This window comes from Bradyrhizobium sp. LTSPM299 (assembly GCF_000938235.1).
In the GTDB taxonomy this organism is placed as follows: domain Bacteria; phylum Pseudomonadota; class Alphaproteobacteria; order Rhizobiales; family Xanthobacteraceae; genus Bradyrhizobium.
Window position 1 is genome coordinate 27426 of record NZ_JYMU01000068.1, and the last position, 24451, is coordinate 51876.

27 protein-coding genes are annotated in these 24451 nt (G+C 61.1%); 14 read left to right on the forward strand and 13 right to left on the reverse strand.

The genetic code is table 11. The features are described 5' to 3' along the window. Positions 1-37: 37 nt before the first annotated feature. The 3 genes from UP10_RS32015 to UP10_RS32025 form a co-directional block, all read right to left on the reverse strand. Positions 38-1213, reverse strand: a complete 1176-nt coding sequence (locus tag UP10_RS32015; protein ID WP_044591194.1) for a saccharopine dehydrogenase family protein — start codon at positions 1211-1213, stop codon at positions 38-40. Between the two features lie 138 nt (positions 1214-1351). Continuing rightward, on the reverse strand, positions 1352-2137 hold the full coding sequence (locus UP10_RS32020; RefSeq protein WP_044591195.1) for a DUF169 domain-containing protein: 786 nt from the start codon (positions 2135-2137) through the stop codon (positions 1352-1354). Between the two features lie 97 nt (positions 2138-2234). Continuing rightward, positions 2235-3026, reverse strand: a complete 792-nt coding sequence (locus UP10_RS32025) for a YdcF family protein (protein WP_082077347.1) — start codon at positions 3024-3026, stop codon at positions 2235-2237. A gap of 66 nt (positions 3027-3092) precedes the next feature. On the opposite strand from UP10_RS32025, the gene UP10_RS32030 reads away from it, so the two are divergent. From UP10_RS32030 to UP10_RS32045, 4 genes are all read left to right on the forward strand, one after another. Further along, on the forward strand, positions 3093-4034 hold the full coding sequence (locus UP10_RS32030; RefSeq protein ID WP_044591196.1) for an acetamidase/formamidase family protein: 942 nt from the start codon (positions 3093-3095) through the stop codon (positions 4032-4034). Positions 4035-4237: 203 nt separating this feature from the next. Further along, positions 4238-6064, forward strand: a complete 1827-nt coding sequence (locus tag UP10_RS32035; RefSeq protein WP_044591197.1) for an AMP-binding protein — start codon at positions 4238-4240, stop codon at positions 6062-6064. A gap of 176 nt (positions 6065-6240) precedes the next feature. Next, positions 6241-6441, forward strand: coding sequence for a hypothetical protein (locus tag UP10_RS32040; RefSeq protein ID WP_044542480.1), 201 nt, complete (start codon positions 6241-6243; stop codon positions 6439-6441). 46 nt (positions 6442-6487) lie between these two features. Beyond that, positions 6488-6949 carry a GcrA family cell cycle regulator gene (locus UP10_RS32045; RefSeq protein WP_044591198.1) on the forward strand — a complete coding sequence of 154 codons (462 nt, stop codon included), beginning with the start codon at positions 6488-6490 and terminating at the stop codon, positions 6947-6949. Here UP10_RS32045 and UP10_RS32050 read toward each other — a convergent pair whose 3' ends face one another. Together UP10_RS32050 and UP10_RS46755 are read right to left on the reverse strand one after the other, a co-directional pair. Beyond that, positions 6950-7918: an SDR family NAD(P)-dependent oxidoreductase gene (locus UP10_RS32050; protein ID WP_044591199.1), complete on the reverse strand. Its 969-nt coding sequence runs from the start codon at positions 7916-7918 to the stop codon at positions 6950-6952. Positions 7919-7997: 79 nt separating this feature from the next. Next, positions 7998-8300, reverse strand: a complete 303-nt coding sequence (locus UP10_RS46755) for a hypothetical protein (protein ID WP_245322005.1) — start codon at positions 8298-8300, stop codon at positions 7998-8000. Between the two features lie 210 nt (positions 8301-8510). Here UP10_RS46755 and UP10_RS32055 point away from each other — a divergent pair, with 210 nt between their 5' ends. Continuing rightward, positions 8511-9185: a hypothetical protein gene (locus UP10_RS32055; RefSeq protein ID WP_044591200.1), complete on the forward strand. Its 675-nt coding sequence runs from the start codon at positions 8511-8513 to the stop codon at positions 9183-9185. Positions 9186-9469: 284 nt separating this feature from the next. Here UP10_RS32055 and UP10_RS32060 read toward each other — a convergent pair whose 3' ends face one another. After that, on the reverse strand, positions 9470-11011 hold the full coding sequence (locus tag UP10_RS32060; RefSeq protein WP_044591201.1) for a porin: 1542 nt from the start codon (positions 11009-11011) through the stop codon (positions 9470-9472). Between the two features lie 450 nt (positions 11012-11461). On the opposite strand from UP10_RS32060, the gene UP10_RS32065 reads away from it, so the two are divergent. The 3 genes from UP10_RS32065 (at position 11462) to UP10_RS32075 (ending at position 13810) form a co-directional block, all read left to right on the forward strand. Beyond that, positions 11462-11974: a MarR family winged helix-turn-helix transcriptional regulator gene (locus tag UP10_RS32065; RefSeq protein WP_044591202.1), complete on the forward strand. Its 513-nt coding sequence runs from the start codon at positions 11462-11464 to the stop codon at positions 11972-11974. Positions 11975-12161: 187 nt separating this feature from the next. Further along, positions 12162-12638 (forward strand): EF-hand domain-containing protein, encoded by a 477-nt coding sequence (locus tag UP10_RS43410; protein ID WP_197086949.1) that lies wholly within the window; start codon positions 12162-12164, stop codon positions 12636-12638. A 227-nt stretch (positions 12639-12865) separates the two neighbouring features. Further along, on the forward strand, positions 12866-13810 hold the full coding sequence (locus UP10_RS32075) for a DUF2927 domain-containing protein (protein WP_063775405.1): 945 nt from the start codon (positions 12866-12868) through the stop codon (positions 13808-13810). Between the two features lie 454 nt (positions 13811-14264). On the opposite strand, the gene UP10_RS32080 is transcribed toward UP10_RS32075, so the two are convergent. The 4 genes from UP10_RS32080 to UP10_RS32095 all read right to left on the reverse strand — a co-directional run bounded on the left by UP10_RS32080 (position 14265) and on the right by UP10_RS32095 (position 17688). After that, the gene (locus UP10_RS32080; RefSeq protein ID WP_245322008.1) at positions 14265-14510 is read right to left on the reverse strand and encodes a hypothetical protein; all 246 of its coding nucleotides are present in this window, start codon (positions 14508-14510) and stop codon (positions 14265-14267) included. A gap of 77 nt (positions 14511-14587) precedes the next feature. Then, positions 14588-14971, reverse strand: coding sequence for a hypothetical protein (locus UP10_RS32085; protein ID WP_156180412.1), 384 nt, complete (start codon positions 14969-14971; stop codon positions 14588-14590). 280 nt (positions 14972-15251) lie between these two features. Next, positions 15252-15995, reverse strand: a complete 744-nt coding sequence (locus UP10_RS32090; protein WP_050043880.1) for an outer membrane protein — start codon at positions 15993-15995, stop codon at positions 15252-15254. Between the two features lie 67 nt (positions 15996-16062). Further along, the gene (locus UP10_RS32095; protein WP_082077354.1) at positions 16063-17688 is read right to left on the reverse strand and encodes an outer membrane beta-barrel protein; all 1626 of its coding nucleotides are present in this window, start codon (positions 17686-17688) and stop codon (positions 16063-16065) included. Positions 17689-18292: 604 nt separating this feature from the next. On the opposite strand from UP10_RS32095, the gene UP10_RS32100 reads away from it, so the two are divergent. Together UP10_RS32100 and UP10_RS42275 are read left to right on the forward strand one after the other, a co-directional pair. Then, complete coding sequence (locus UP10_RS32100; protein ID WP_044591205.1) at positions 18293-19006, forward strand: response regulator; 714 nt, start codon at positions 18293-18295, stop codon at positions 19004-19006. A gap of 786 nt (positions 19007-19792) precedes the next feature. Beyond that, the gene (locus UP10_RS42275) at positions 19793-20476 is read left to right on the forward strand and encodes an outer membrane protein (protein ID WP_050043881.1); all 684 of its coding nucleotides are present in this window, start codon (positions 19793-19795) and stop codon (positions 20474-20476) included. A 279-nt stretch (positions 20477-20755) separates the two neighbouring features. Here UP10_RS42275 and UP10_RS32110 read toward each other — a convergent pair whose 3' ends face one another. Next, on the reverse strand, positions 20756-21004 hold the full coding sequence (locus UP10_RS32110) for a hypothetical protein (protein ID WP_197086950.1): 249 nt from the start codon (positions 21002-21004) through the stop codon (positions 20756-20758). Between the two features lie 102 nt (positions 21005-21106). Between UP10_RS32110 and UP10_RS32115 the strand changes: the two genes are divergently transcribed. Then, positions 21107-21295: a hypothetical protein gene (locus tag UP10_RS32115; protein ID WP_044542491.1), complete on the forward strand. Its 189-nt coding sequence runs from the start codon at positions 21107-21109 to the stop codon at positions 21293-21295. Between the two features lie 94 nt (positions 21296-21389). After that, on the forward strand, positions 21390-21806 hold the full coding sequence (locus UP10_RS32120) for a DUF1236 domain-containing protein (protein WP_044591206.1): 417 nt from the start codon (positions 21390-21392) through the stop codon (positions 21804-21806). 286 nt (positions 21807-22092) lie between these two features. On the opposite strand, the gene UP10_RS44685 is transcribed toward UP10_RS32120, so the two are convergent. Both UP10_RS44685 and UP10_RS32130 read right to left on the reverse strand, forming a co-directional pair. Beyond that, positions 22093-22368, reverse strand: a complete 276-nt coding sequence (locus tag UP10_RS44685) for a hypothetical protein (RefSeq protein WP_156164895.1) — start codon at positions 22366-22368, stop codon at positions 22093-22095. 239 nt (positions 22369-22607) lie between these two features. After that, a complete protein-coding gene (locus UP10_RS32130; protein WP_044591208.1) occupies positions 22608-22853 on the reverse strand; it encodes a hypothetical protein in 246 nt (81 codons plus the stop codon). Positions 22854-23125: 272 nt separating this feature from the next. On the opposite strand from UP10_RS32130, the gene UP10_RS44690 reads away from it, so the two are divergent. Both UP10_RS44690 and UP10_RS32135 read left to right on the forward strand, forming a co-directional pair. Further along, positions 23126-23272, forward strand: a complete 147-nt coding sequence (locus tag UP10_RS44690; protein ID WP_156180414.1) for a hypothetical protein — start codon at positions 23126-23128, stop codon at positions 23270-23272. Between the two features lie 443 nt (positions 23273-23715). Then, positions 23716-23910 carry a hypothetical protein gene (locus UP10_RS32135; RefSeq protein ID WP_044588241.1) on the forward strand — a complete coding sequence of 65 codons (195 nt, stop codon included), beginning with the start codon at positions 23716-23718 and terminating at the stop codon, positions 23908-23910. Positions 23911-24451: the final 541 nt, after the last annotated feature.

Below are 24451 nucleotides of genomic sequence, written 5' to 3' on the forward strand. Positions count from 1 at the left end.
ACATGGTGGGCACGGCGCAAGAGCGCCTTTGCCCACCCTACGATTCCACCTTAAACATCAACCCAGCATTGTCGACCAGCCGCTTGATGAGCTTGCTCTGCATCGCGGCTCCCGGCGTCCAGAACCCCGCCGCGACTTCGGGCGTATCACGCAGCAGGCAGATCGCGCATTCCGAGATCATCTTCGAGGTCGAGCCGTAGCCGGGATCGCGGTCGCCCTTGATCGCGACACGGACCTGGCGACCGTCGGGCGCGATAGCGACATAGAGCAGATCGTAGAGTCCGTTCTCTCGCTCTTCCTTCGACGGTCCCTCGCCCGGCTTCGGCGCGCTCGGGCCGGTCTTGCCGGCATTGAGCGCCATCACGCGTTTCGCGTTCTCCTCGCCTTTCTCACCGGGACCAGTCAGCACCATCTCGTCGTAGGTGAATTCCTTGCCGTACGGAAAACCCATCAGCATGTTGGAGCGATGGACGTTACGCGTGTTGATCAGCGCCATCATGAACGGCGCGGCCCAGGATTGCAGATCGTCCTCGAAGACCGGCTTGTTGCCGCGCGGCTGCTTCGGGCCTTCGAATTCCGGCGTGAGCGCGAACGGATTGTTCAGGATCGCGACAAGGCTGAGATCCTTCGCGATCGCATCGAAGGTTGCCTTGGCGCTCGCCGCGGTGCCGCCAGACAGCGTGCCGCGCATGTCGCGCACGCGGCCCTTGACGCGCAGCGCCGGCGCGCCGAACACGCGCTTGGCTTCCTCCTGCACGAAGAGGGTGCCGAGCTCGAACGGCACCGAGTCGAATCCGCAGGAGAACACGATGCGCGCGCCGCTCGCCTTCGCGGTCGCCTCGTGCTTGTCGATCATCTGGCGCATCCAGACCGGCTCACCGCAGAGATCGAGATAGTCAGTACCGGTCTCCACGCAGGCCGCGATCAGCTCATTGCCGTAGTGCTGATACGGACCGACCGTCGAGATCACCGATTTGGTTTGGGCCACCATCGCCTTTAGCGAGGCAACGTCGCTGGCATCGGCGACGATCAGCGGCGTATCGGCCGGCGCGCCGATCGCATCACGAACCGACGCGAGCTTGTCCTTGCTGCGTCCGGCCATTGCCCATGTCAGGCTGCCGTCGCTGTAATGCGAGGCAAGATACTCGGCGACAAGCTGGCCGGTGAAACCGGTAGCACCATAGACGACAATGTCGAATTTCGACGAGGCCATAATCAAGGTTTCCTATAGGGCGGATTTGGCCCCTTTTGTCATTGCGAGCGCAGCGAAGCAATCCATATCTCCCTCCGCGGGGACAGTGGATTGCTTCGTCGCTATCGCTCCTCGCAATGACGACGGAAGCAATCCCGGCTACTTCTTCGCGTACGACACGCCCATCCCGGCGCGGACATCGGCCTGAATGCCATAGGGCGCGATCGGATAGCGCAGGCCGTTCTTGGCGAGTTGCTTCATGCCCGCAATCGCCTTCACCAGATAGGCCGGTGGCAACGCCATCAGCATTTCCTCGTCGGGCACGCCGCCATAGCGGCGTTCGGCAAAGCACGGCAGCGAAAGGCTCGGCTCGCCGGTCTTCAATGCGCGGCCCCAGGAATCCGCGCAGGCGGTCTCGCCGACAACGCCCCATTCGAACTTCTTATAACCAACATACTGCAGTCCGTTGATCAGGATGATCATCTGTCCCGGCGTCGCATAGACGAGGCAGATGTCAGGCGGATTGAGCCGGCCGCTGGTCAGCGGGCTCACCGCCATCGCCTGGTACTGGCCATAAGGCACGACGTCGAGCGCCTCCTGGCGCTTGCGCGCATCCTCCGCTGTGCCGTGCCAGACGCCGACATAATTTTCACCGGCGAGCCATTTCTCATCCTGCGGAGCGAGCCCGATCACCGCGCGGCACTGCGCGCCGACCAGATCGTCGCCGGTGATGCCGACGGTCCAGCCGAGCCGCGACGCCATGCTGACGATCTGGTCGGTGGTGTGGATGGCCTGCGGCCGGCGGATTTTCGGGATCGCCTCCATGTCCTCGACGCGGGGGAACATCTTGATGCCGATCACCGTGGTCTTCAGCCGCAGCAGATTGTTGAGATCAGCCACGACAGCGGCGAAGTCGAACTGTTCCGGCGGTGTCTGCTGTTGCATGGCGTGAACTCCCGTGATCGGCGGCTTCGTGCCGCCTGTTGTGATGCTAGCCGGATAAGCGAGCGGAGGCGACAATCCCGTCGCGCGTCAGGGCGCCTTACGGCCCCGGGAACAGCGTATCGGTCTTGCCGTTCAGCCTGTAAGCGACGAGCCCGAGCCATTCGCGAACGGCGATCTCGGTGCGCGACAGCCCGTCCATCGCGAAATTGGCGACGAACAGATCGCCCAGCCGGCCGACGCGCCAGTCGACCGGATAGGGTTCGACCGCAAATCCCGCCTTGCGGAACAACCCGACCGAGCGCGGCATGTGATAGGCCGACGTGATCAAAAGCCAGCGCTCGCCCGGCTTCGGATTGACCAGCGCCTTGGAGAATTCGGCGTTCTCCACCGTGTTGCGCGACTGCCGTTCAATCGTCAGGCGAGACTTGTCAACGCCAAGGCCCTCCAGCACCTCGCCTGCATAGTCGCCTTCCTTGGCATCGTTCGAAACCAGGTTGGCATTGCCGCCGGTAAACACGATGCGCGCGTCAGGATATTGCCGCGCCAGCTCCGCCGCGACGATCACGCGGTCCGGAGCCTGTCGCACCACTGGAATCTTATGCGCGAATGAGATATCCGGATCGACCGATCCGCCAAGAATGATGATGCCGTCAGGCGCGCCGCGCGCGGGAGTCCAGGGCGGGAAGCGCTGCTCCAGCGAATAGATCAGGAGGTTGCCGACCGGCGAAAAGGCGATCACCGCAAGCAGCACGGAAGCAGCGACCACCAACCTGCGACCGAGCGCCGCAAACCGCGTCGGCATCAGGGCAGCGCCCAGCAAGCCGACGCCGATCAACAGATTCACCGGCAGCAGCATGATGCCGAGCGTTTTGGAGAGTACAAAAAACAAGGGAAGCCTCTGGGAAGTTCTGCCACAGCGTCATACGCTGCCGGAAGCGCAATCGAAAGACGTCAGATGACCCATCATCAGCTGAAATCCAGTCCCGAAACCTGTCATTGGGGTTTTTTTGAAGCCAGGCTGAAGCCGGTCCTGACGATTGCGAGCGGCGACGAGGTCACGATCGAAACCATCAGCGGCGGTGCCGACGTGGTGCCCGATCGGAAACAGTTTCACGTCCCGCCGGAATTGGCCGACATCCACGCCAAGGTGGAACGGATGCTGCCGGGGCACATCCTCACCGGCCCGATCGCGGTAAGGGGTGCCGAACCCGACGACGTGCTCGAGGTCGACATCCTCGATGTCCAGCTCCGGCAGGACTGGGGCTACAATCTGATCAAGCCGTTGTCGGGCACCCTGCCCGACGATTTCCATGAGCCGCGCCTCGTCAACATCCCGCTCGATCGCGAACGCATGGTCGGCCGCATGCCCTGGGGCCTCGACCTGCCGTTAAAACCGTTCTTCGGCGTGATGGGCGTGTCGCCGCCGCCGGCCTGGGGCCGCATCTCCTCGCTGATCCCGCGCGCGATGGGCGGCAATCTCGACAACAAGGAATTGGGGCCCGGCGCCAAACTCTATCTGCCGGTGTTCGTGCCGGGCGCGCTGTTTTCCTGCGGCGACGGCCATGGCGTGCAGGGCGACGGCGAAGTCTGCGTCACCGCGATCGAGACCGCGCTGACCGGCCGCTTCCGCTTCACCTTGCGCAAGGACATCAAGCTTGCCTATCCGCGCGCCGAGACCGCCGATCACTACATGACGATGGCGATGGATCCCGACCTCGACCAGTGCGTGGTGCGGGCGCTGCGCGACATGATCGTCCTGCTCGGCGAGAAGCGTAATCTCTCCCGCGAGGACGCCTACATGCTGTGCAGCCTCGCCGCCGACCTGCGCGTGACGCAGACCGTGAACGGCTCGAAGGGCATTCACTGCATGATCGCCAAATCGGTCGTGCACGGGTGACCGACCACCTGCGTCATTCCGGGGCGATGCGCAGCATCGAACCCGGAATCTCGAGATTGGTAAGCGTGCAAGCCAATCTCGAGATTCCGGGTTCTCGCTACGCGAGCACCGGAATGACCGGGTGATAAATCGCCGCACTTGTGCTTGGCGACACGCACTCGGTACACTCCCTGTCCCAACGAACAAAAACGACAGGGACGGACATGCTGAAGGACAGGCTTTCGCCGGCCGACGAGGCAGCGCGCGACAAGGAGATGCGGGAGACGCTGGCCGCCTGCCCGCGCATTCTCGACCTGATTGCCCGCGGCCCGCTCGGCGCGCCGGAGGCCGAAGCCGCGATCTATCTACGCTCGCCGCTCGATCCGAACCCGGTCGTGATCTCGAACGATCATCTGATGGGCTGCATCAAGGCGGCCGAGACCTACTTCCGTAGGCACGGCATCGGCAAGGACGACGCGGTGGCGATCCTGCTGCCGGTCTGTCCCGCGACCATGATCGCGATCTTCGGTGCGGCCGCCTGCGGTATCGCCGAGCCGCTCAATCTGCTGTTCACGCGCGAGGCGATCATAGCGCAGCTCAATGCCATCAAGGCAAAACTGTTGCTGGCGCCGCCGCCGGGCACGCCGGGCGGGCTCTATGAGAAGATCGAGGGCCTGCAGCGCGAGGTGCCGAGCCTCAAGCGTATCGTGATCGTGCCGCTCGACGGCTCAATCGCATTCGATGGCGAGGTGCTGCTATCAGATCCAGCCTGGCGCGACGACTACGGCAAGTCAAAGGACATCAGCGAGGCCGACCGCGTCGCGGTGATGCTGCCGACCGGCGGTACCACCGGGCATCCCAAGGTGGCGCGGCTGACGAACCGCGCGATGGTCGCCTCCACCGTCTCCTCGCGGATGGCGCTCGACTTCCATCGTGGCGAACGTGCGATGATCACGATGCCGCTGTTCCATGTCGGCGGACTTTTTTGCACCTCGGCCAATGCTCTCGCGGCCGGCACGACCATGTTCATCCCCGGCCCGGCCGGCGCGCGCGATCCTACACTGATCAGGCACTTCTGGAACATTGTCGAGACATACCGCGTCAATATCGCCGGCGGCGTGCCGACCACGCTCGGCGCGATCGCCGACGTCCCGGTCGGCGACAGCGACATCTCGAGCCTGCGCGTCACCGCCATCGGCGCCTCGGTCTGCCCACCGGAAATCGAGCGGCGTTATCTCGCCGCCTGGGGCGGCCCCTGCATCCAGCAGCTCTACGGCATGACCGAGCTCGCCGGCGCCATCACCCACGACGTGCACGGCGTGAAGCCGCGTGCCGAGAGCGTCGGCACCCGCAATCCTCTGGTCGAGCTTGCGATCCTCGAGGGTGGCCAATTGCACACCGGACCATGGCCGTCGCCGGTCGGCGAACTCCTCACCAGGGGGCCGCAGGTGTTCGCGGGCTACGTCGACAAGCAGCAGACCGAGGAAGCCTTCCGCGACGGCTGGTTGCACACCGGCGACATCTGCCGGATCGATGCCGATGGCTTCGTCTACATCCTGGGCCGCGCCAAGGACGTCATCATCCGCGGCGGCCACAATATCGATCCGCGCGCGATCGAGGACGCGGCGCTGCAATTCCCGGGTGTCGCGCTCGCCGCCGCGGTCGGCCGTCCCGACGCCTATGCCGGTGAAGTGCCGATGCTGTTCGTCTCGGCACAGCCTGGCGTCCACATCGATGCGCAGGCGCTCGCGGCCTTCGTCCAGGACAACATCCCCGAGCCGCCGGCGCGGCCGCGCGCGGTTTCGGTCATCGCCGAGATGCCAGTCACCCCCGTCGGCAAGATCTTCAAGCCCAAGCTCCGCGAGATCGCCGCCGGCGAAGCCGCGCGCGAGCTGCTGGCGCTGGAGGGGCTGTCTGGAGAGGTCAGCGTGGAGGCGATCACCGACCCGTCCCGCGGGCTGTACCTCAGCGTGACCGCGACGCCGGACAAGGCGGAAACCGCTGAGCGGTTGCTCAAGAAGTTCCAGGTCAAGGTCGAATTACGCCCCTAACCCCTTATCCAGATTTGAGATTCTGAGCTCACCGAAGGCCCCGCCGAAGCGGCGGGATGGTCGCGCGTGGCCGGTGAAGCGCAGCCCGATGCATCCGCCTTGACTTCGTGCCCTATTCCTAAATAGACTCTAAATAGATACTTTTCAGTACACGCGTTCAGAGTTAGCGTTCTCTCATGGCTACGGAAAAGGCCGAAACCGACCGCGTACCGGTCACGTTGGCGCTCTCGACCATCGGATATCTTGAGAGGCTGGTGAGACAGGGCACCCACGGCACGAGCGTCCCGGGCGTTGCACGGACATTGATCGAGGAAGGCATTCGGCTCGCCATCAAGGACGGGTTGCTTGCAATCCGCGACAACGGCCGCGCGCCCTGAGGGAGCACGCACCGGCGCGGCGGTTCACAGAACGTGGAACCGTCAGATGATCGAACCAACCTGGACGCCCGAGCGCGTCGAACAGCTCAGAAGCTATTTTGAAGCCGGCCTCTCCTGCCGCGACATCGCCGTCAATATCGGCGTCAGCCGCAACGCCGTGATCGGCAAGCTCTCCCGACTGAACCTCACGCACGCGACGCCCGACGAGCGCCGAGCCCGGCGGAAGAAGTCCACCGTCCCCACAGCACCCAAGACGAGGGCAAAGCAACAACTGCAATTGCTGCAGGCCGTCTACGAACAGCCCCATGGCGCTGTGCCGATCGTCAGCTCAAACAGCTGCTCGCTGTTCGAACTGAGCGAGCAGCGCTGCCGCTGGCCGATCAGCACGCCGGGTGCCCACGACTTCTGCTTCTGCGGCAACACGCCGCTCGGTGGCATGCCCTATTGCTCAGGGCACTCCCGCCTCGCCTACCAGACGGGCTCACGCCAACGCGCAGCACGCGGTTAATCAGCCGACCTTCCAGCCGGTCGCCGCCACGATGCTCTGATAGAACTCCGGCGTATAGGCCTGCTCGGGCGTCTTGCGCACGCGCTCGTCGAGCAGATGCGCGTCGTTGCCGACCAGGATGCGCCAGCGGTCGGCCTTGACGCCGTCGAGGATAATTTTAGCGGCGGCCGCCGCCGTGGTCGGCGCCTCGTCGCGGAAGATGCGGTCGCGATCGAGCGCAAGCTGCTGGATTTCCGCGTCCGACATCTTTGCGACGTCGATGCCCTGCCCCTTCAGGCGCTGGCGTGCCTGGGTCAGCTCGTCGACGGTGAGCTGGTTGGACTCGGTGCCGAGCTGCACCTTGCGCGAGTTCGACACGATCGAGGTACCGATATGGCCGGGCATCACCACCGAACATTTGACGTGCGGCGCGTTGAGGCGAAGATCGTTGATCAGCGCCTCCGTAAAGCCCTTCACCGCGAATTTCGCGGCGCTATAGGCAGTGTGCGACACGCCCATGCCGACCGAGGCCCAGAAGCCGTTGACGCTCGAGGTGTTGACGATGTGGGCCTCGTCGGCCTTCACCAGCAGCGGCAGGAAGGTGCGGACGCCGAGATAGACGCCGCCCCAGCAGATGTTGAAGGTGCGCTCCCATTGCTCGCGCGTGTTGGTGAACAGGCTGCCGCCGCCGCCGATGCCGGCATTGTTGAACAACAGATGGATCTTGTCGGTGGCCTGCTGCTCGATCAGCTCGTCGCGAAACCGCTTGTAGTGATCCTCGATCGAGACGTCGGCGATGTGGGTCGTGATGCGCAGGCCCTGCGGCAACTTCTCGACCTCGCAGAGCCGCTTGGTCTCCGCCATCGCCTCGGCCAAGACGTCGCACATCGCGACATTGCAGCCTTCTGCGACCAGCTGGCGCGCCAGTTCACGCCCCATGCCCGTGCCACCACCCGTGATCACGGCAATCTTTCCGGCAAAATCCTTCATCTGAGATCCGTTTCTTCCCTGCTTGTTTTTGTTCCGGTTGAAGCGCGGATCGCAATCCCAACCGTTTGGCCGATGCACACTACATCACGGAGTCATCGCCCATCAACGGCACCCGCCGCGCAATCGCCGCAGGACGTCCGCGCGGCGGAATGAACAGCCTGAGCAGGCCGCGCCACGAGAAATCGAGGACCACCTCGTGGTGCCGCAGCCCCTTGCCGCCTTTCACCAGCCCGAGATCCCGTATCAAGCAATACTGACCGCTGCTCATACGAGCCAGGCGGCTGTTCCTGAAGCGCCCCATGGACCGCGAGAATGCATTACGGATCGATTCCGTCAAATCTTGACGGCGTCGAATCGGTAGCGGCGGCAGCTGCGGACCCATCGAACGATCTCGGCCGCCGGCTCCCGCCAAGGGCGTTCTGTTTCTGTTTCTGTTTCCGTTTATCTCCGTCTTCGGACCACCGTCCGGCTCGTCGGGCCCGTAATAGTCCGTTTCTTGAAAAGCGAAGGAAACGCACGCAATCTGTGCGCGATGCTTCCAGCCTCGCTGAAGCGAATTGATCGTTAAGTGTTTTCTTTTGGGGGGATATTCATGCGCGTCCTGAGCCTCGCATTCGTCGTCATCACCTTGCTGTCCGCAGTGGCCGCCGAAGCACGGCAGGCCAAGATCGGAGACAAGACGCTCAGTGTCTCGCCACCGGCCGGGTTCTGCGAAGTCGACAAATCCAACAAGCACGACGCCGGTTGGCTCACCAGTGTGATCAACCTGATGAACACCGCCGGGGTCACCGTCATTGCTGCGTTTCCCGACTGCAAGGAGCTGGCGCAAATGCGCAAGACCAACCAGTTCATGCAGACCAAGTTCTACGTGACCGCGGCCACCGCCGCGATCGGAAAGTCATCGTCAAAGACCGTGTCCGAGACCTGCGACGAGCTGAAGACGCGGGAGTATTCAGCCGAAGACAAGGTCAAGCTGACGAAGGCGGCCGAGGACTACGCCAACGGGAATTCCGCCGTCGATGCCAAGGCGCTCGGCGTGCTCGACGAAACCAAGGGCGAGGTCTGCTATGTCGCGACGCTGCAGAAGGTGAAGACGAAGGCCGGCGATCTCTCGACGATGCTTGCGCTGTTCGTCGTCACCTACATCGATGACAATCTGCTGTTCCTGTACCAGTACACGCCGTATGTCGACGCCAACTCGATGCCGTCGGCGTTTGCGAATCTGAAAATCATCTATTCGCAGTTCTCCGCCGCCAACAGGAAATGAAGCCGCGAATCCCTGAATCAAAAACCTCCGGCAGGGCATTGCCGGAGGTTCGGGAGGCTTAGCAGCAAGCTAAGAGCCATCATTGAATGTGTTGGCTACTGCTTATGTAGTTTAGTAAATCAGGTAAGTAAATAAGTTTGCGGACCAGTGAATCGCATGGCTAATCTTCGCCATTCGCGTGGATCAAAGCGTCGCACCTGCGATCGCCGCTTATTCTCGCCATAAAAAAAACCCGGCAGTTTCCTGCCGGGGTTCTGTTGGATCGTGATCAGATCAACCGGTGTTTACCAGTTGCGCTGAGCGCGGAGGAGCAGCATCACAGTGTCCTGATCCTTCAGCTCGTAGGTCGCGGTCGGCTTGCCGATCGCAGCGGCGGACGTGGTGATCGTGCCCGCGTACTTCTGATCGATGTGGCTGTAGGTCACGTCTGCCGAGAAGGTCAGGTTCTTGACCGGGGTCCACCGGGTGATCAGACCGAGCTGCGCAATGTTGTAGTCGGGGTTGCAGGAGGTCACGCCAGCGCCGCCGGCGAATGCGGTACGGAACGTGCCGCCCACACCACCAACGCCGCAGATGTAGGACTTAGCCGTGTCGTTATACATGATCGCGGCATAAGCACCGTAGAGGCTGGTGTTCCAGTAGGGATTCCAGTTGTGGGTGAACGCACCGCGCATACCCCAGGTCCTGATGGTCTGCTGCTGACCGCCGGCGATGAACACCGTGTCAGGTGCCGTACCGAAGCCGACGCTGCCATAGACGCCCGGCAGGCTCGAACCGCTGTAGATCGCGATCGAGCTGGCCTGGCTGGCGAGGTCCTGGATGTTGTAACGGGTTGCACCATCCGTATAGACGCCCTGGACGTTGATCGTGTCGCCAGCGCCGGTCGGGATGTTCTTGATCGACAAGGCCAGCGCACCGGCCCAGCCCCACTTGTCGTCCGGATGACCGGAGACCTCAGTGGCGCCGTAGTAGGCCGCGTGGTTGTCATGCGCCGCGAACGACGCCTGGAACAGACCCCAGGCCTGCTCGACCTTGAACGAAGCGATCAAGTCCGGCGCGATCGTGCCGGCCAGGTCGCTGGAGCCGTAAGCACCACCAGCGGCGAGGTTGTTCGTGCCAGCCTGCGAGTACGCCGTCTGGTCCTGCGCGGACAGAGTAAACGTCGAGCCATTACCGAACTGCGCAGTGTAGCTGAACTGGTTCACACCGGTGGTCGTGTTCACGCCACCGACGAGACCGTCGTAGTTGTTGCCCGGATAGCCGTTCCAAGGAGCAGCGAACTGCGAGACCGACTTGCCGATGGTGAAGCCAGCGAACTGGATGAAGGCGTAATAGACGCCGAGCGCACCGCCGGCGACGTTGCCGCCACTCGCGTTGCCCGGCGCGGAGGACGTGCCGAGCGGCGCGTAGATGGTCGCGCCCGGAGTAGCAGTGTTGGCGCCGTAGGCGTCCGACGTCCAGGTGAACACCGCGTCGAAGTAGGTACGGACCACGCCGTATTCGGTGGCGGTACGGGTGTCGATGTTGAAGTCTTCACGCGAGCGCCAGGTGTAGCCGTTCGTGAAGCGGTTGTTGGCACCGTTGGCGCCGTTGTAGTTCGGGCCGGAGACAGTGTTCGTGTTCGCCAGCACGTCAGCGCGCAGGTAGCCGCCCAGCTTGATGCAGGTGTCGGTGCCGGGGATGTAGTAGAAGCCGGGACCATACAGGGAGCAAACCTTCACGTACTCGACCGCTTTGGCCTTGACGGGAAGATCGGCCGCCTGAGCTCCGCCGACCGCGACGAGCGCAGCCGCCGAGCCCAGGATAAGGCTCTTCACCAAATTCATAATAAACCTCCAAGTTGCTCATATGCGGAGAGTCCAGGCCGCGATCGCGTCCCTTGATCCCCCGCTTATTCGAAGACCGCCTGGCCAAGTCGGTCCTCAGAACGATCTGCAGGAGCGCGATGGATGCGAGCAGTCAACGCAACGGGTCGATCGAGATTCCCCTACCGCCGAGGTCCAATATGCATGCGCGGGTTTGCTAATCAAAATAGTTTATAAAGTCAGCTATACGAATGGGGCCGCACTGTGTCTCGCCAGCAACGCTGCCGGTACCCCATTGCTTGCACGGGAAAATCTGTCGCAGGCGAAAAAGTACGTTCGTCATGCAAACATCATAATTTGTTTGCGTACACTTGCGTTCGTGGCACAGTTACGAGAACATTATACCTGCGGCGAGCCAAACAAGAATCAATCAGCGCAAAGCTGTCTGCCGGCGACGAGGAAGGGACAGCTGTGTCAGTGACCAGGAAGGATGCTACGCGGCAACGCGCCATCGAAAATCTCGACATCATCAAGCGCTTCACCTTGGAAATTTCCTCCATGAACTGTCACCTCGAAGAGGTCCGCCAGTTCTGGGGAAAGACGCTCGGCATCACCGGTCCGCAATGGATGATCCTGATGGCGGTGTCCGATCTCGACAAGGACGGCGGCGTGCCGGTCAACTTGGTGTCGAAACTGCTTCACGTCGATCCGTCGTTCGTGACCACCCAGTCGAAGATCCTGGAGCAGAAAGAGCTGCTGCGCCGCGGGCCCTCGCCTGACGATGCGAGGGTGGTCCGGTTGGCGCTGACCGACAAAACCAGGAAGCACTTGGCGAGTCTCGCCGAAGAGTACAAGTCGTTCAGGACATGCGTCTTCTCGGAGTTCAGCGAGAAGGAGCTGGCGGCGTTCACGGCCAAGCTCGCCACGCTCAACAGCCGCCTCGAAAAGGCGTGTCTGACGGTCGCGCTGAATTACACTCTTTGAGGCCGCGACTGTAAGCCGGGACTCCGATAGCGCCCCCCCCGGCTGGCCATGTGACGGCCGTAGCCACTATTATTTTGCTATGAAAGGCACCGCAGATCCACATCGATTTGTTACGCCAATTTCAGCAGATGATCCGAACCAATTCCGGCGGCCAGCCTTGGCCGCGGGCCGGAAACAGGAGAAGGATTTGTCTCGCAGAAAGTCGATTTGCAGGATCGCGGCGGCTGTCGGACTGCTTCTGACGAGCACCGCTTCTGCTCTCGCCCAATCCACGCCTCAGCCCGCCCAGGACGGCATGCTCAAAAGCGGGCCGCCAGCCTGGGACGCAAATCACGACGGCGTCTACACCTGCGATGAATGGAAGAGTTTTGCCGACCGGATCTTTACCTCGGCAGATCGCAACCGCGACGGCAAGCTCGACCCATCCGAATTCGCCATCGTCCAGAAAATCGATCCCAGTCTGGCGGACGCCGATTTCGGCTATTTCGACGAGAACCAGGACGGCAAGATCACGCGCAAGGAGTTCGTCGAGAAGCCGAACGCATTCATCCTGCGCTTCGACCGCAACGGTGACTGTCGCGTCACCGGCGACGAAATGAAAGCGGCAAACGCGCCAAAGGGCCCCCAAGGCCCGGTCGAGCGGCCGCGAGACAGGTTTCATTGATTAGTCCGCCTTTCGCGGAACTCCGGCCCTTTACGAAATCCCTATAACAAGCCCTCTCCGGCCCGGCCGAATTCCTATGCCGGGAGGGCTATGTTTGCGCTTGCGGCAGATGCACAGGCGAGCTGCGGGTTCGCGCGTGAGCGGCACCCCGCGCGCGGTATCGGTACGAGTCTTGCTTGAAAATCCGTGACACCGCGAGTGGGGCAAAAGCCCAGCCGAGGACTCCGATGATGTTTCGCAAGATGCCCGGAATCCGAATTCTATTCGCGATGATGCTGGCGTTCATCGGCAGCAGCGCTGCGAATGCGGAGAACCCCGACATCAGCAGCCGGCGGGCTTCCGAGCGCACGGAGTTCACCAATGACGAGATCAAGGACGGCTTCTTCAAGATCGCGCTGAAGGCCGAACTGCAACTGGACGGCCCTGTCAACCGCGTCCGCAAGTTCGATGAACCGGTCAGGATCTTCGTAGACAGCAATGGTCTCCCCGATCGCCGTTCGGAAATTTCGACAATCGTCGCCGACATCCGTTCCCGTGTGAACAATCTCGATGTGGCGGTGACGAACGACCGTCAGGCTGCCAACTTCACGGTCGTCCTTGTCTCCGAGCGCGATCTGAAGCGGACCATTCGCTCGCGCTACGGCAGCCGCAAGGCAACGCGCATCCAGCAATCGCTCAATCCCGAATGCCTGTCGGGCATCGGCAAGGACAAGCTCTATCGTATCAGGCGCGCCGAAGTGATCGTGCCGGTCGATGCCGGCGAGTTCACCTTCTACGATTGTGCGTATGAGGAATTGCTGCAAGCACTCGGCGCGATCAATGACGACGCTTCCATCCCCTGGACCATGTTCAACGACGACGTCCAGATGGGCTTCTTCGACGTTTACGATCAGTATCTTCTCAACATCCTCTACGACCCGCGCATTCGCGCCGGGATGACCAAGGAAGAGGTCGCGGGTGTCCTGCCCGAGGTCCTGCCGGCGGTGCGGACATGGATCAGCAACGTCAATCCGGCACACGCCCCGGAAAACCAACAACCATCCGGCGTGCGCGGCAAGACCGGCGCGTTGCTTCAGTCAACCACCGCGCAAACCACGGGGTCGTCGGGGCCGGCTAGCGATAACCGTGCGTCCGCGATGGATTCTTCGCCGCCGACGACGAATATTCCGTAATCCCGACGTCACGATTGCGCGCCATCCGCGTGACGTGCGAGGTCGCGGCCTGGTGGCAGAGTATTTTGAGGCCGCACTGGCCGACGCTCCAGCCTGGGCCGGTTGGCTTACCAGCAGTGCGACGGCAGCCGCCGCGAGTGTTCCAGAAATGGTGGCAACGAGTTTGGGCATGACAGCCTCCATTCGGTTCGAGACAACTCAAACCGAACGAGCCCAAACGTTTCCTGTCGACGGCCCCGTTCGGCGTCTTGTCGTCCCTTCAAGCGATGATGATCCCGATGCCAACAAAGCGCAAGGAACCGTCAGGCGTTGGGCGAAAGATCAGCAAAACCCTCTGAGCGGTGAAAGAAGCAGCAGCTCGTCAGATTCACGTAATGAAAGACTCTATCTCGCACTGCCACACGAGATTCGGCGCCGCATCCGCTCCGCCATCATCCCTTCCGTTCGGAGGGTCTTACTTCGCGCTCTTGGCGGGCTCCGTTGGGCGGGCGACGCCCCACGGATCGTACTTCTTGCTCGGCTCAGGGATGCGATCGAGAGCGGCCTTGTAGGCCTTTTCGTCGATCTTCGGATGGTCTTCAGTGGGAGGACCGCGGTATCCCCCGCCCTTCTGGCCGATCTGAGCATCTGCCGGAACGATCAACGATGAAATGATCGTGACCGCAACCGCCAGCGTCTTGATCGCTTTCGCTCGTCCCATCATCTGCGTTCCTGTTCTCGATGATCGGACGCAACCTGACTCGGCTTCTCAGCGCATACCGGCCAGCTTCCGGTCGTCTAGTTTTCGGCTGGCCCGCGCCACATCGGGGATTTCGGACCGCCGTAATAGCGCATCGGTCCAAGCTGAGCCGGCTGCTGCCGCACAAGCATCGCCGCCTTTGACGATCCCTGCACGCTACCTCGTGAGGCCTCATTGTCGGCCGGACCGCGCCACATCGGGGATTTCGGTCCGCCATAATAACGCATCGCCCCAAGCTGGGCCGGCTGCGGTGAGACAAGCTCCGCGTGGCTGTTGGCGAACGCGTGGTGCGCGTGAAGGTGAGCATGCAGATGCCCGTTGCGGTGCCTTGCAGACGCCTCGCCGCTGACAACTGATGTCAGCAGCGCGCCGAACAGAATCGCAAAGCCCCACCGCGCAATCCTGGCAACAATGCCGGTCATCATCAGCCTCCAATCAATCCCGGTTAAACTACTGGCCTGACCACATCGGAGACTTCGGGCCTCCGTAGTATCTCATCTGCGCATTGCCATCGGCTGGCTCGGACCTGGTGTTTCCGAGATCGACGGCGCATCCGGCACTGCCCGCACAGAGCACTGCAACGGCGACCACGACCCGGATTCTTTGGACCAGTGCAAAACCGCTCACTGCCGCTCCTGTTCTGCAGACCGGCGCGCCGCGCTTGCGGCAACGCCGTTCCGCCTGCGTTGCGTCAGTACTTCATCAGTATTTGGCGACGACCGGCCCGCCGAACTTGTAATCCAGGCCGATCGTCACGACCGAATAGGTATTGTCCACGGTGTAGGGAATCTGGCCGTTGGTCGGAGCGAGACGCTCGTACCTGCCGAAGTCGTAATAGCGATATTCGAACTTGCCGATCAGGTTATTGGTGATTGCGTAGGCGATGCCGCCACCGGCCGCGAGGCCGCTTCGGTTCGCGCTGAACTGGTCGACGCCAAACACCGGATCGGTGTTGGTATGCTGGAGATTGCCGTAAGCCCAGCCACCGGTGAAGAACAGCAGCAAGCGATCGACGGCGATACCGCCTCGCGCAAGAACCGTCACACCGCTCCGAAGACTGGTTGCGTCAATCGAGGCAATCGGGAGCGTGCCGGCGTTGAACTGGGAGATATCGCTGCCCTTGATGCCGGACCAGAACCCGCCGACTTCGATACCACCGACCATGTTGCCGCTTTGGACGTTGTAGCCGGCCTCGCCGCCGGCGACGCCGCCCGTCGAACTATAGTTGATCGTATAGTCGGCGAAGCCGGCCGGCCCGAGCGCGTTGTTGAGATTGTGATTGCCGTAGCCGCCGCCGCCGTAGACGCCGACGTAGAAGCCGGACCAGTCATACGTTGGCGAGGCGAGCGCCGGAGCCTTGGTGTAGGCCGGCAAATCCGCCGCGAGCGCCGGTGACACCAGCCCAAGCACCCCAAGCGAGACCGCGGTGAAAAGAATTCGCTTCATTGTTAGCCCCTGTCGAATTTATCTGATCGAATGTCGGGCGGCATACGCCGCCACGACCTTCCCCGCCTCAGAAGTGAATGATGATGTCCGCCGAGCCGATGATCGCGTAATTCTTGTTCGGCGCGATGCCCAGGTTCGCATTGCCGTTGAAGGCATTCGCATCCAGCGACCTGTAGTACGAAACCTCAGGCCTGATCTCGATCTGGGGCGAGAACCAGTGCTGCCAGCCGATACCCGTCTCGACGTACTGCGTCTTGACGCCGGTCCGCTGTCCCTGGAAGTCGTTAACGTACTCCAGGCGGTACGAGATATTGTCGAGCGGCGATGCCTTGTAGTTCAGGTACATCAAGGCCGTCTGGAACTCCGCGGTGCACGACAGCGGGGTCGCGCTCTTGCAGATCGCGCCGCCGGGAGCGTTGAACGGCATGTATTGCGGCGAGAACGGCGTGCCGCCGGCCGCGATGATCGCGAGCGTCGTCGGGTTGAGCAGGTTCGGAACGTTGTTCTGGTGCTCGTTATAGGACTCGATCGAGATGTGCCACTGATCGTTGAACTTGTGATAGTACGTGAAGCCGTACCATTGCAGGTTGTTGTAACCAAACTGGCCGCCGTTGATACCGTCGGCGACGAGGTTGACGTCGTCGTTTCCGCTATCGCTGGTCCAGCGGATGCCGAGGGTGACGCTCGGCGTCGCGCCCGGATCCTTCGGCATGGTGGTTCCGGGATAGAGCGCGTTCGGGAGTGGATTCGGGATCGTGGCGCCAACATGCCAGGGCATTGCTTCGGTGCCGGCAACCAAGCCGGTCTGCAAGATCCAGTTCTTGCTCAGCGCGAGGGACGCCTGAACACCGGTGTTGGTATAGTTGTCGAACGTGTAGGTCATCGAGTGCGAGTACATGTAATTGTTCGGCGCAAGCTGGGCTTCGATATCCGGGATCGAGATGAACCGTCCGAACCGGACCATCAAGCCGTCCAGCACCTGCGGAATGAACACTTCGCCATAGGCCATCGGCATGTCGTAGCCGTTGTTCTTGTTCTGGTTCAGGAGCTGGTAGCTCCAGAGTCCGAACGCCGTCGTGTAACGGTAATTCTCGCCGTAGATCGGCGCGATGCGGAAGCCCCAGTCGACGTGATCCTTCTGGACCGTGTCCGGAAGGCGCTCAATGTAGAGCACGGCCTGATCGAGCTGCACCGTGTTCGGATTGTAGCTGTAGGCGGCCGGCGCGTTGCCGCCGCGCACCGTGTTGGTCGAGAGGTTGCCGCCGGGATCGACCCAGCCGTAAATCTGGATGTGCGCATCGTTCAGCCACTGGCCGGCCGGCGTATTCCCGAGCGCAACCATCAGGGGGCTGTCGATCGAACTCGGCCGCGTCACGCCAAGGCTGGTCGTGCCGCCATACGGCCATTCGGTGAACGGATAAGGCGGCGTGGACGCAGGCGCGGGCGGATATTCAGGGCGGCGTGACGCAGGCGCCTTCGGATCAGCCGGCGCGGCATCGTGTCCCCACTCGAGGCGATAGTAATTGATGAAGCGAGAGAAGAAGTCGCTGCCGAGATACGGGTCGAGACAGCTGTAATTCTTGTAGGGATCGCCGCCGTACGGGCATGGCCCCTTCGATTGATCTGCCGCTTGGGCTGCACTGCTCAGACCGAATGCGGCCAATGAGACGCCCGCCAGAAGAATTCTTTTCATAATCTTGCCCCACATTGCGGTCACAGGTACATTCGCTTTCGCGATGCAGCGTTAACCCTCGGAGCGATCTTTCGTTGTGAGGCTGGTAAAAATCGATACGGCTTGCCGCGCGTTTCCATAGAAAAAAAATAGCTGAATCGAAATCTTTCACGTCGTCTGCATTCGGAAGCGCCAATTGCACGTCGATTTGCTCAAAGATCCGGCGAGAAACACGACAATTCCAAGAAAAACGCGAACAAACCGCTGCTGTTTGTGTCGTGATGTGTCTTTTCCGCTACATGACGCGAGGCTTACAGCCGATTCATTCCGGCCAACAAACATCGCACGGACGCGCGACTACATTTTTTTTATGAACGCGGCCTACCTTGTGCATCGAAGATATATGCCGCACCTCGCTATGCTTACGCATTGAACAGATTTGTTCGCGCATCGTGAGGCAAAGGTGCAGGTCAACCGCCGCGCGCGGGATGGTGCCGCAAACCTGAAACTCTTCGGTCATTCAACCGCAGCGCGTCCGGCTGGTCACCGCGGCCCTCTCCTGTTTGAGCGGGATCTCAACTTCAGCCTGATCCCATGAAGCCTTCCGAACTGACCGCCCTGATCGATGAGTAAACCAGGCAATGTCGTTCTGCTGATCGAGGACGAGGCGAAAATCAGACGGTTTCTTCGCGCAGGCTTCGAGATTCACGGCTTCTCCGTGCTCGAGGCCGAAAGCGCCGCGGCCGGATTGAAAACCGCAACGTTCAACCCGCCGGATCTCATCATCCTTGATCTGGCTCTGCCTGATATGCACGGGGTGGAGGTGCTCGAGCGGCTCCGCTCGTGGTCAAACGTTCCGGTGATCATTCTATCCGTCACATCGAACGAGGACGAAAAGGTCCGGCTGCTGCAGGCAGGCGCCGACGATTACGTGGTCAAGCCGTTCGGCATCGCCGAACTGCTCGCGCGTGGCGAAGCCGCCTTGCGGCGCTATTTCAGGCGTGCGACCGAGAACTCCGTGATCGTGGCCGGACCGCTGTCGATCGAACTCGCCAGCCGAACCGTTTCCCTCAACCAGACCAAGATCCGACTGACGCGAAAGGAGTATCGCCTGCTCCACATCCTGGCGACGCATGTCGGCCTGGTCGTGACGCACGACCAGTTGCTCGCGGAAATATGGAGCGGCAACCAGCGCGACAATATCCAGTATCTGCGAACCCTGGTTCGCAAGCTCCGTCAGAAGATCGAAACCGATCCGAACACCCCCCGGCTTCTGGTCACCGAACCGGGTGTCGGCTATCGCCTGCACTCCCGCCTTGAGACCGGCTCGTACGGGTAACGTTCAAACCGGCTCGCCGCGCCGCGATCGGCTGCCGCTGACCGATGGTTGCGAAATAATATACTTCGGTCTCGAAAATCCGCACTCTGCACAAATTATGGAACTTTGGGGTCAATGCAGGTCCTCACCGATGATTTCAGTTTGATCGCTTTCAGCGGCAAAACCCGATGTTGACCGTCATTTTGTCAGCCATTGCCTTCGACGGCCCGCGCAACAATCGGGCACAACGCCCTCCGCGTAATCGCCACCTGCATAATTTTAGAAGACGCGGTTTGCGCTGCGGTGGTGTTAGCATTGGCTTGCGACGCCCTTGAACAAGGCTTCGTGTTTACTCCACGTGAGCGCTAAGTGAGCCCGTCCGAATTCCAGCTTCGGACGGGCTTTTTGCTGATCTAACGCAGAAATATGCAGCCGATGCGATCGATCAGCCTGCCAAGCAGCCTCGCAAAACGGCAATTTCATTGTCCGTCGCATCGATCAACGTTGCAAAACGCCCAACCTCGTCCGATCGCTTCAATCGAAGCGTGGATATTCTTTCGCTATTTTTCGAAAAGCTTTTCGATGCCGCAGACGCGCAACGCGCGATTGGAAAATGCTCTTGCAACAGCGCCGAGCCGCAATTCGCAGTCGCACAAATTTTTTCTTCAAACTAGTTTTGTTTCAGGTTGATGAAATCGTGGCAGCGCGGCCGCGCAGGGGGATGACATGCGTCGACAGATGAAATTGATTTTGGCTGCTTGTATTGCGTGGACATCCGGAGCTGCCGGCGTCGCCTCGGCGGCCGACATGGCCGTCAAGGCCCGGCCGGTCGTAGCCCCGATCTACAATTGGCAGGGCTGCTACATCGGCGGCAACGTCGGCGGCGGCTGGAGCCGGATGACGACGACTCAGTCGGTGATCGATCCAGGCATCCCCGCCACCGGAAACTACGGCCGAGAAAACGATAGCGGCTTTATCGGCGGCGCTCAGGCCGGCTGCGACTTCTTGGCAGGCAGGGATCTGGTGTTCGGCGTGCAGGGCATGTTCGATTTCGGCAGCGTCAAGGGCCAACACGCGCTGACGGACTTCCCGACCTTCTCGGAAACCAACAATTTCCGATCGGTCGGCACCGCGACCGGCAGGATCGGCTACCTCTGGACGCCGCAATTCCTCGGCTACGTGAAGGGCGGCATGGCGTTCCTGCGCAACAAGAACGAAGTCTTCACCCCCGGCGGCGCGCTGCTCGAATCGGCAAGCTTCACGCTGCCCGGCATGACCGTCGGCGTTGGTGGCGAGTATATGTTCGCGCCGAATTGGTCGGCATTCCTGGAATGGAACTACATGTGGATCGAAGACACCTCGGGCCAGCATTTCGTAGCCCCGGGCACAGCGATCGGCGAGGTCCTGAACGTGAAGCAGACTGCGGAAACCGTCCAGTTCGGCATCAACTACAAATTCCACTGGGACGGACCGCTGGTCGCGAAATACTGAGGTCTCTCTCCAGCGTACTCAAAGCCCCGGCATCGCCCGGGGCTTTTTTATGGCAAAGTGCTGCTTTCGCTCAGACAGAACAAAGGCCATGTGGGCGTTACTCCTCATGGCCTTTGGTGGGACTGTCCCGCTCCTCGCGTAGATTCCGTCACCGCAACGATTCAATGAAACAGACCTGATCTCGTTCCGGGTCCGTGTGCACAAATGCGAGGCGTGCCTTCGAGTGTCATTCAAAGGCGTGACGCGAGGCCCAGCTTCCGCCAAGCCTCCTTGATGCAGTTACTTCTGCTGCTGGCTCTTCGAGTGCGCCTGATCGCTGTGCTGATTGGCGGTCTGAGAATGTTGCTTTGCAGCGGAGGCGTGCTCCTTGCCCTTGGCGTGATCGCCCTTGCCGTGATGTTCCGCAGCGGAACGGTGTGCCTTGGCTGCAGTCTCGTGATGCTCAGCAGCCTTGTTGTGCTCGTCTCGTGCCATGGTCGGTTCCTTGTCATTCGCTCCCAGCGCGAACCAAGTCGGCCATGACGCCATGGGTTCCGCCGCAACCAAGCATCACACGGAAATGTTTCCCTCACTGCGACACGAGAAACTCCCTATGCTCCGCGTGATTGAACTCAAACGAGGGTCTTCAACATGAGCAAAATGCCACCCATCCCAAAGGGCAATCAGAGCACCAAAGGCCCGAAGCAGAACGCCGAGGACGAGCGAGACACGTCAAAAGGTCATCACGACATCCAGAATTCAGCTGAACAGGGTGAAACGGCCAACATCAAGCAGAACACGACCAACGCAGGGTTTTTCAAAGGGCGCCGTGTCAAGTGAGCCTGCGGCACTCGACCTGCGCCCCGTGAATCCATTCAGGAACTATTGAGCATCCCTCGGCTTGTTGTGGGCTCTCCAACAACGAGGTTTTTCAATGAAGAGAAGTTACCTGCTCGCGGCAGCGTTTGCTACTGTTGCTTTGCTCCCCGCTGCTGCCACCGCGCAAGGCGTACCCGGCGGCATTGAACGCGGATCTCGGGAAGGCGAACGGGCTGCGGGGCCGGTCGGCGCGATCGTTGGCGGCACAATCGGAGGGGTCGTTGGAGGCGTGAACGGAGTGCTGGGCATCGACCAGCGGCCTCGCTTCCACAGTTATGTGGTCGAGCGTCACCACCCCTCCTATACATACGACGGCGAAGTGAGGGTTGGCGCCGATCTTCCGGGCGACGGCGTGACCTATTACGACGTGCCGCCGGAATATGGCACGCATGATTATCGTTACACCGTGGTCAACGGGCGGACGGTGCTGGTCGATCCTCGCACACACCGGATCGTCCAAATTGTAGAGTGACCCCTACGTGGCCGGCCGCCTGAGGCGGCCGGCCATACCGCGGGTCGCGTCTCTTCGGACCCTTACGCCGTCGCAATCAAAAGTGCAGCGAGCGCACCCGCACCTGCATTCACACGAAGTGACGAGCTGCCGCGAATATTGCAGCCGGGCTCATCATCAACGCCAATGTCGCGCCGACCAGCGCACGGAGAGGTGCACCGTTCCGACCCGGTACGCCATGTTAGGCCTCCTAGCGTTTCATCGGTGCCTGGCACTTAAACTCCCAGGAAGTGGCTTCTGGCGAGGACTACTTCGTCTCGCCTTTCGTCGGCGTCGTATCCGGATTTTGTACCCCGCCAGACTTTGGAATGACGGTGTCCTTCATATTTGTTGGTGGCATGGTCGCTAGCACTTCCATCCGGTTCTCCGGCTTGAGTGCCTTGCAATCCATTCCGTAGATCAATTCAGCCTTCGCGGATTGCCCGATCGGAGCGCAGTCCTGAAGTGCAGTGGGGTCAACAACTTTGTCTTGCGCAAATGCCGACGATGAGAGCAGCACTAGCGCCGCGGCCAGCTTCAACATCATTTCCTCCCGAAATTTATGATTTACCCGAGCCCAACGGGTGGCGTGGGCACAAGTTCCTGATGCCGCCGCAACCATCGTCGCGATCATGCCAGCACTGACCACCAACCTGGAGCGCGCTCGCTCTGCGCTCGCACGTTGGCAGGCCCTCTTCCTGAACAGTTCGCGCCGGTCCGCGCGAGCGACATCCGAGATCGCCGAGGCGATGACGAGGCGGCCTACGGCTGTTGCCGTTATGTTCAAGCCTCCGCGCTGACGAAAATATCGAACACCTCGTAAGCCTGTTGCGGCGTCTTTCCTTCCTTGAATGCGCTTTCGAAACTGAAGATCGCATCCGCCAGAAGGAATTCATCCGGGACCGGAAACAGGGCGCGAAGTTCGGCGAGCCAGCTCGCGTAGGAGGGCGGGTTGAACTTGCCCAAGGTGTAGTTATCGCTGAATGTGTGCATCACGTCGGAGCCCTTAGGCGGGGCGAGGAAAGCCATTCACTAATCTGAGAGGCAGTCTCAGCCTGCCGTGCCCGGCGGATCATTCTCTCGCGTTCAATCCCGGGTGGGGTGCCTCTAGCTGCTTGCTTGAGGCGTGCAGCTTCCCACCTTCCTACCACCTAGGCAGCAGCGCCGGCTATCGCTTCAGGCATCCCGAGCGTGCGTTCAAGCCGGGTTCCTGTGAAGCAGAGCGGAAACAATTCGCGAAATCCGCCCGCAACGATTGCGCGTTACGCTTACTGCGTTTCATCACCTCGGGGAGGTTTCAAATGATTGCAGCTTTGAAGGCCGCCGCAGAGGCCCGCGCTGTTTCTCCGGCCTCGAGCTTGGCAATTGTCGTGATCTTCAGCCTCGTAGGCCTGACGATCTCCGTCGCCTTTGCGCGATATGGAATCGACATTTCTGCTGGCATGTAGGCCCGGCCGTTCGTCCAGATGAAAAAACGTGATTTGGCCTTTGTGGCCGCATGTATCGCAGGCGCGCTGTTCTTCGGCGTCTGGAGCGTTCACCTCGGCGTCGAGCACTATCGATCCCAACACATATCGACGGATCTGAGTTCGCGGCGAAAGTAATTGGGAGAGTGAGGAACCGACGGTGACTGCAAGAGTCGAATCCTCGCTCTCGGTCCCAGCCCCCAAAGCCTAACCGAGAGAAAACCCCCTACGGGTTGGCGACCTTCGGCGCTTTCCTATCCCCAGCGCCGGGGGTCGTTTGGAGCCGTCGTTCTCATGCTGAGGTTATGCACAGCCTACCCCGGGAAAGAACGGTGTTCCGGGCGACATAGAGCCATTCCGAAAGCGGGACGATCTTCCGTACCTTCCCGGTGCAACCGTAGCGAGCGATTTGATATCGCTCGCGCATGCCCGAGATCTTCACCCATAAAGGCGTCACGTTCAGCGTGACCCGCAAATACGATGATCAGTTCGAGATTATCATCCTGTTGGATGATCAATCGATACGAAGCACCGTGCGCACGAGGTTGCTCGAATTGGCAAGGCGCCGCGCCGAGATGCTGATCAACCGCAAGCTGAAAGAGAGAATTCGGCGCGTGTAAGCCTGCCTCGGTCGACTCCTCCGCAGGCCCGCTCGGATGCCCCGCCGTGACTTTCGCCGGGCCGCTGGTGAGTTGGCCCGATCGAGCGGTGGATAACTCGGGCGCCTGCGATTGCTGCCCTAACCGCCCCGCATCTCGTGCTCATCCTGATACCGGGACGGGGCCGCGTGGGGGCAACTGCGGTCTCGTGTCAGAGAGGAGCCGCCTAGCCCCAGCCCCGTGGGCGGCTCCTCTTCTCTTCCAGGAATCGGAAAGGCCGCCGGTTTGATCCGCGCGGCCTCTCGTCCGGGAAATGAAATGATTTCGAGATGAAAGCCCCTTACCCCCGGAAGGCTCATTGAGCATGTGCGAATGCTCGCGCTTTTGAAAGAATGAAGTTGTGTTCCAAGATCGATTGGCAACCGCGCGTTGCATGCAAGGCACTGCTGTGAAGCACCCCCGTGCACCGGCGCGATCACTGGACACCGCGGTCACCCCAAAAGGTACGGCCCCAGTCTTTGGGGACCGAGGCCGCGCGCTTGGAGTGTCGGGGTTGGGGGCA

What these genes read in the sequence shown, in the direction of transcription:
- UP10_RS32120 (WP_044591206.1), top strand. Translation starts at nt 21,390, where the DNA reads ATGAAGAGAAGTTACCTGCTCGCGGCAGCGTTTGCTACTGTTGCTTTG.
- UP10_RS32055 (WP_044591200.1), top strand. Translation starts at nt 8,511, where the DNA reads ATGCGCGTCCTGAGCCTCGCATTCGTCGTCATCACCTTGCTGTCCGCA.
- UP10_RS32100 (WP_044591205.1), top strand. Translation starts at nt 18,293, where the DNA reads ATGAGTAAACCAGGCAATGTCGTTCTGCTGATCGAGGACGAGGCGAAA.
- UP10_RS32110 (WP_197086950.1), bottom strand. Translation starts at nt 21,004, where the DNA reads ATGGCGTCATGGCCGACTTGGTTCGCGCTGGGAGCGAATGACAAGGAA.
- UP10_RS32035 (WP_044591197.1), top strand. Translation starts at nt 4,238, where the DNA reads ATGCTGAAGGACAGGCTTTCGCCGGCCGACGAGGCAGCGCGCGACAAG.
- UP10_RS32130 (WP_044591208.1), bottom strand. Translation starts at nt 22,853, where the DNA reads ATGGCTTTCCTCGCCCCGCCTAAGGGCTCCGACGTGATGCACACATTC.
- UP10_RS42275 (WP_050043881.1), top strand. Translation starts at nt 19,793, where the DNA reads ATGGCCGTCAAGGCCCGGCCGGTCGTAGCCCCGATCTACAATTGGCAG.
- UP10_RS32075 (WP_063775405.1), top strand. Translation starts at nt 12,866, where the DNA reads ATGATGTTTCGCAAGATGCCCGGAATCCGAATTCTATTCGCGATGATG.
- UP10_RS44685 (WP_156164895.1), bottom strand. Translation starts at nt 22,368, where the DNA reads ATGTTGAAGCTGGCCGCGGCGCTAGTGCTGCTCTCATCGTCGGCATTT.
- UP10_RS32090 (WP_050043880.1), bottom strand. Translation starts at nt 15,995, where the DNA reads ATGAAGCGAATTCTTTTCACCGCGGTCTCGCTTGGGGTGCTTGGGCTG.
- UP10_RS32015 (WP_044591194.1), bottom strand. Translation starts at nt 1,213, where the DNA reads ATGGCCTCGTCGAAATTCGACATTGTCGTCTATGGTGCTACCGGTTTC.
- UP10_RS32060 (WP_044591201.1), bottom strand. Translation starts at nt 11,011, where the DNA reads ATGAATTTGGTGAAGAGCCTTATCCTGGGCTCGGCGGCTGCGCTCGTC.
- UP10_RS32020 (WP_044591195.1), bottom strand. Translation starts at nt 2,137, where the DNA reads ATGCAACAGCAGACACCGCCGGAACAGTTCGACTTCGCCGCTGTCGTG.
- UP10_RS32095 (WP_082077354.1), bottom strand. Translation starts at nt 17,688, where the DNA reads ATGAAAAGAATTCTTCTGGCGGGCGTCTCATTGGCCGCATTCGGTCTG.
- UP10_RS44690 (WP_156180414.1), top strand. Translation starts at nt 23,126, where the DNA reads ATGATTGCAGCTTTGAAGGCCGCCGCAGAGGCCCGCGCTGTTTCTCCG.
- UP10_RS32135 (WP_044588241.1), top strand. Translation starts at nt 23,716, where the DNA reads ATGCCCGAGATCTTCACCCATAAAGGCGTCACGTTCAGCGTGACCCGC.
- UP10_RS46755 (WP_245322005.1), bottom strand. Translation starts at nt 8,300, where the DNA reads ATGGGTCCGCAGCTGCCGCCGCTACCGATTCGACGCCGTCAAGATTTG.
- UP10_RS32040 (WP_044542480.1), top strand. Translation starts at nt 6,241, where the DNA reads ATGGCTACGGAAAAGGCCGAAACCGACCGCGTACCGGTCACGTTGGCG.
- UP10_RS32050 (WP_044591199.1), bottom strand. Translation starts at nt 7,918, where the DNA reads ATGAAGGATTTTGCCGGAAAGATTGCCGTGATCACGGGTGGTGGCACG.
- UP10_RS32045 (WP_044591198.1), top strand. Translation starts at nt 6,488, where the DNA reads ATGATCGAACCAACCTGGACGCCCGAGCGCGTCGAACAGCTCAGAAGC.
- UP10_RS32085 (WP_156180412.1), bottom strand. Translation starts at nt 14,971, where the DNA reads ATGACCGGCATTGTTGCCAGGATTGCGCGGTGGGGCTTTGCGATTCTG.
- UP10_RS32080 (WP_245322008.1), bottom strand. Translation starts at nt 14,510, where the DNA reads ATGGGACGAGCGAAAGCGATCAAGACGCTGGCGGTTGCGGTCACGATC.
- UP10_RS32115 (WP_044542491.1), top strand. Translation starts at nt 21,107, where the DNA reads ATGAGCAAAATGCCACCCATCCCAAAGGGCAATCAGAGCACCAAAGGC.
- UP10_RS32030 (WP_044591196.1), top strand. Translation starts at nt 3,093, where the DNA reads ATGACCCATCATCAGCTGAAATCCAGTCCCGAAACCTGTCATTGGGGT.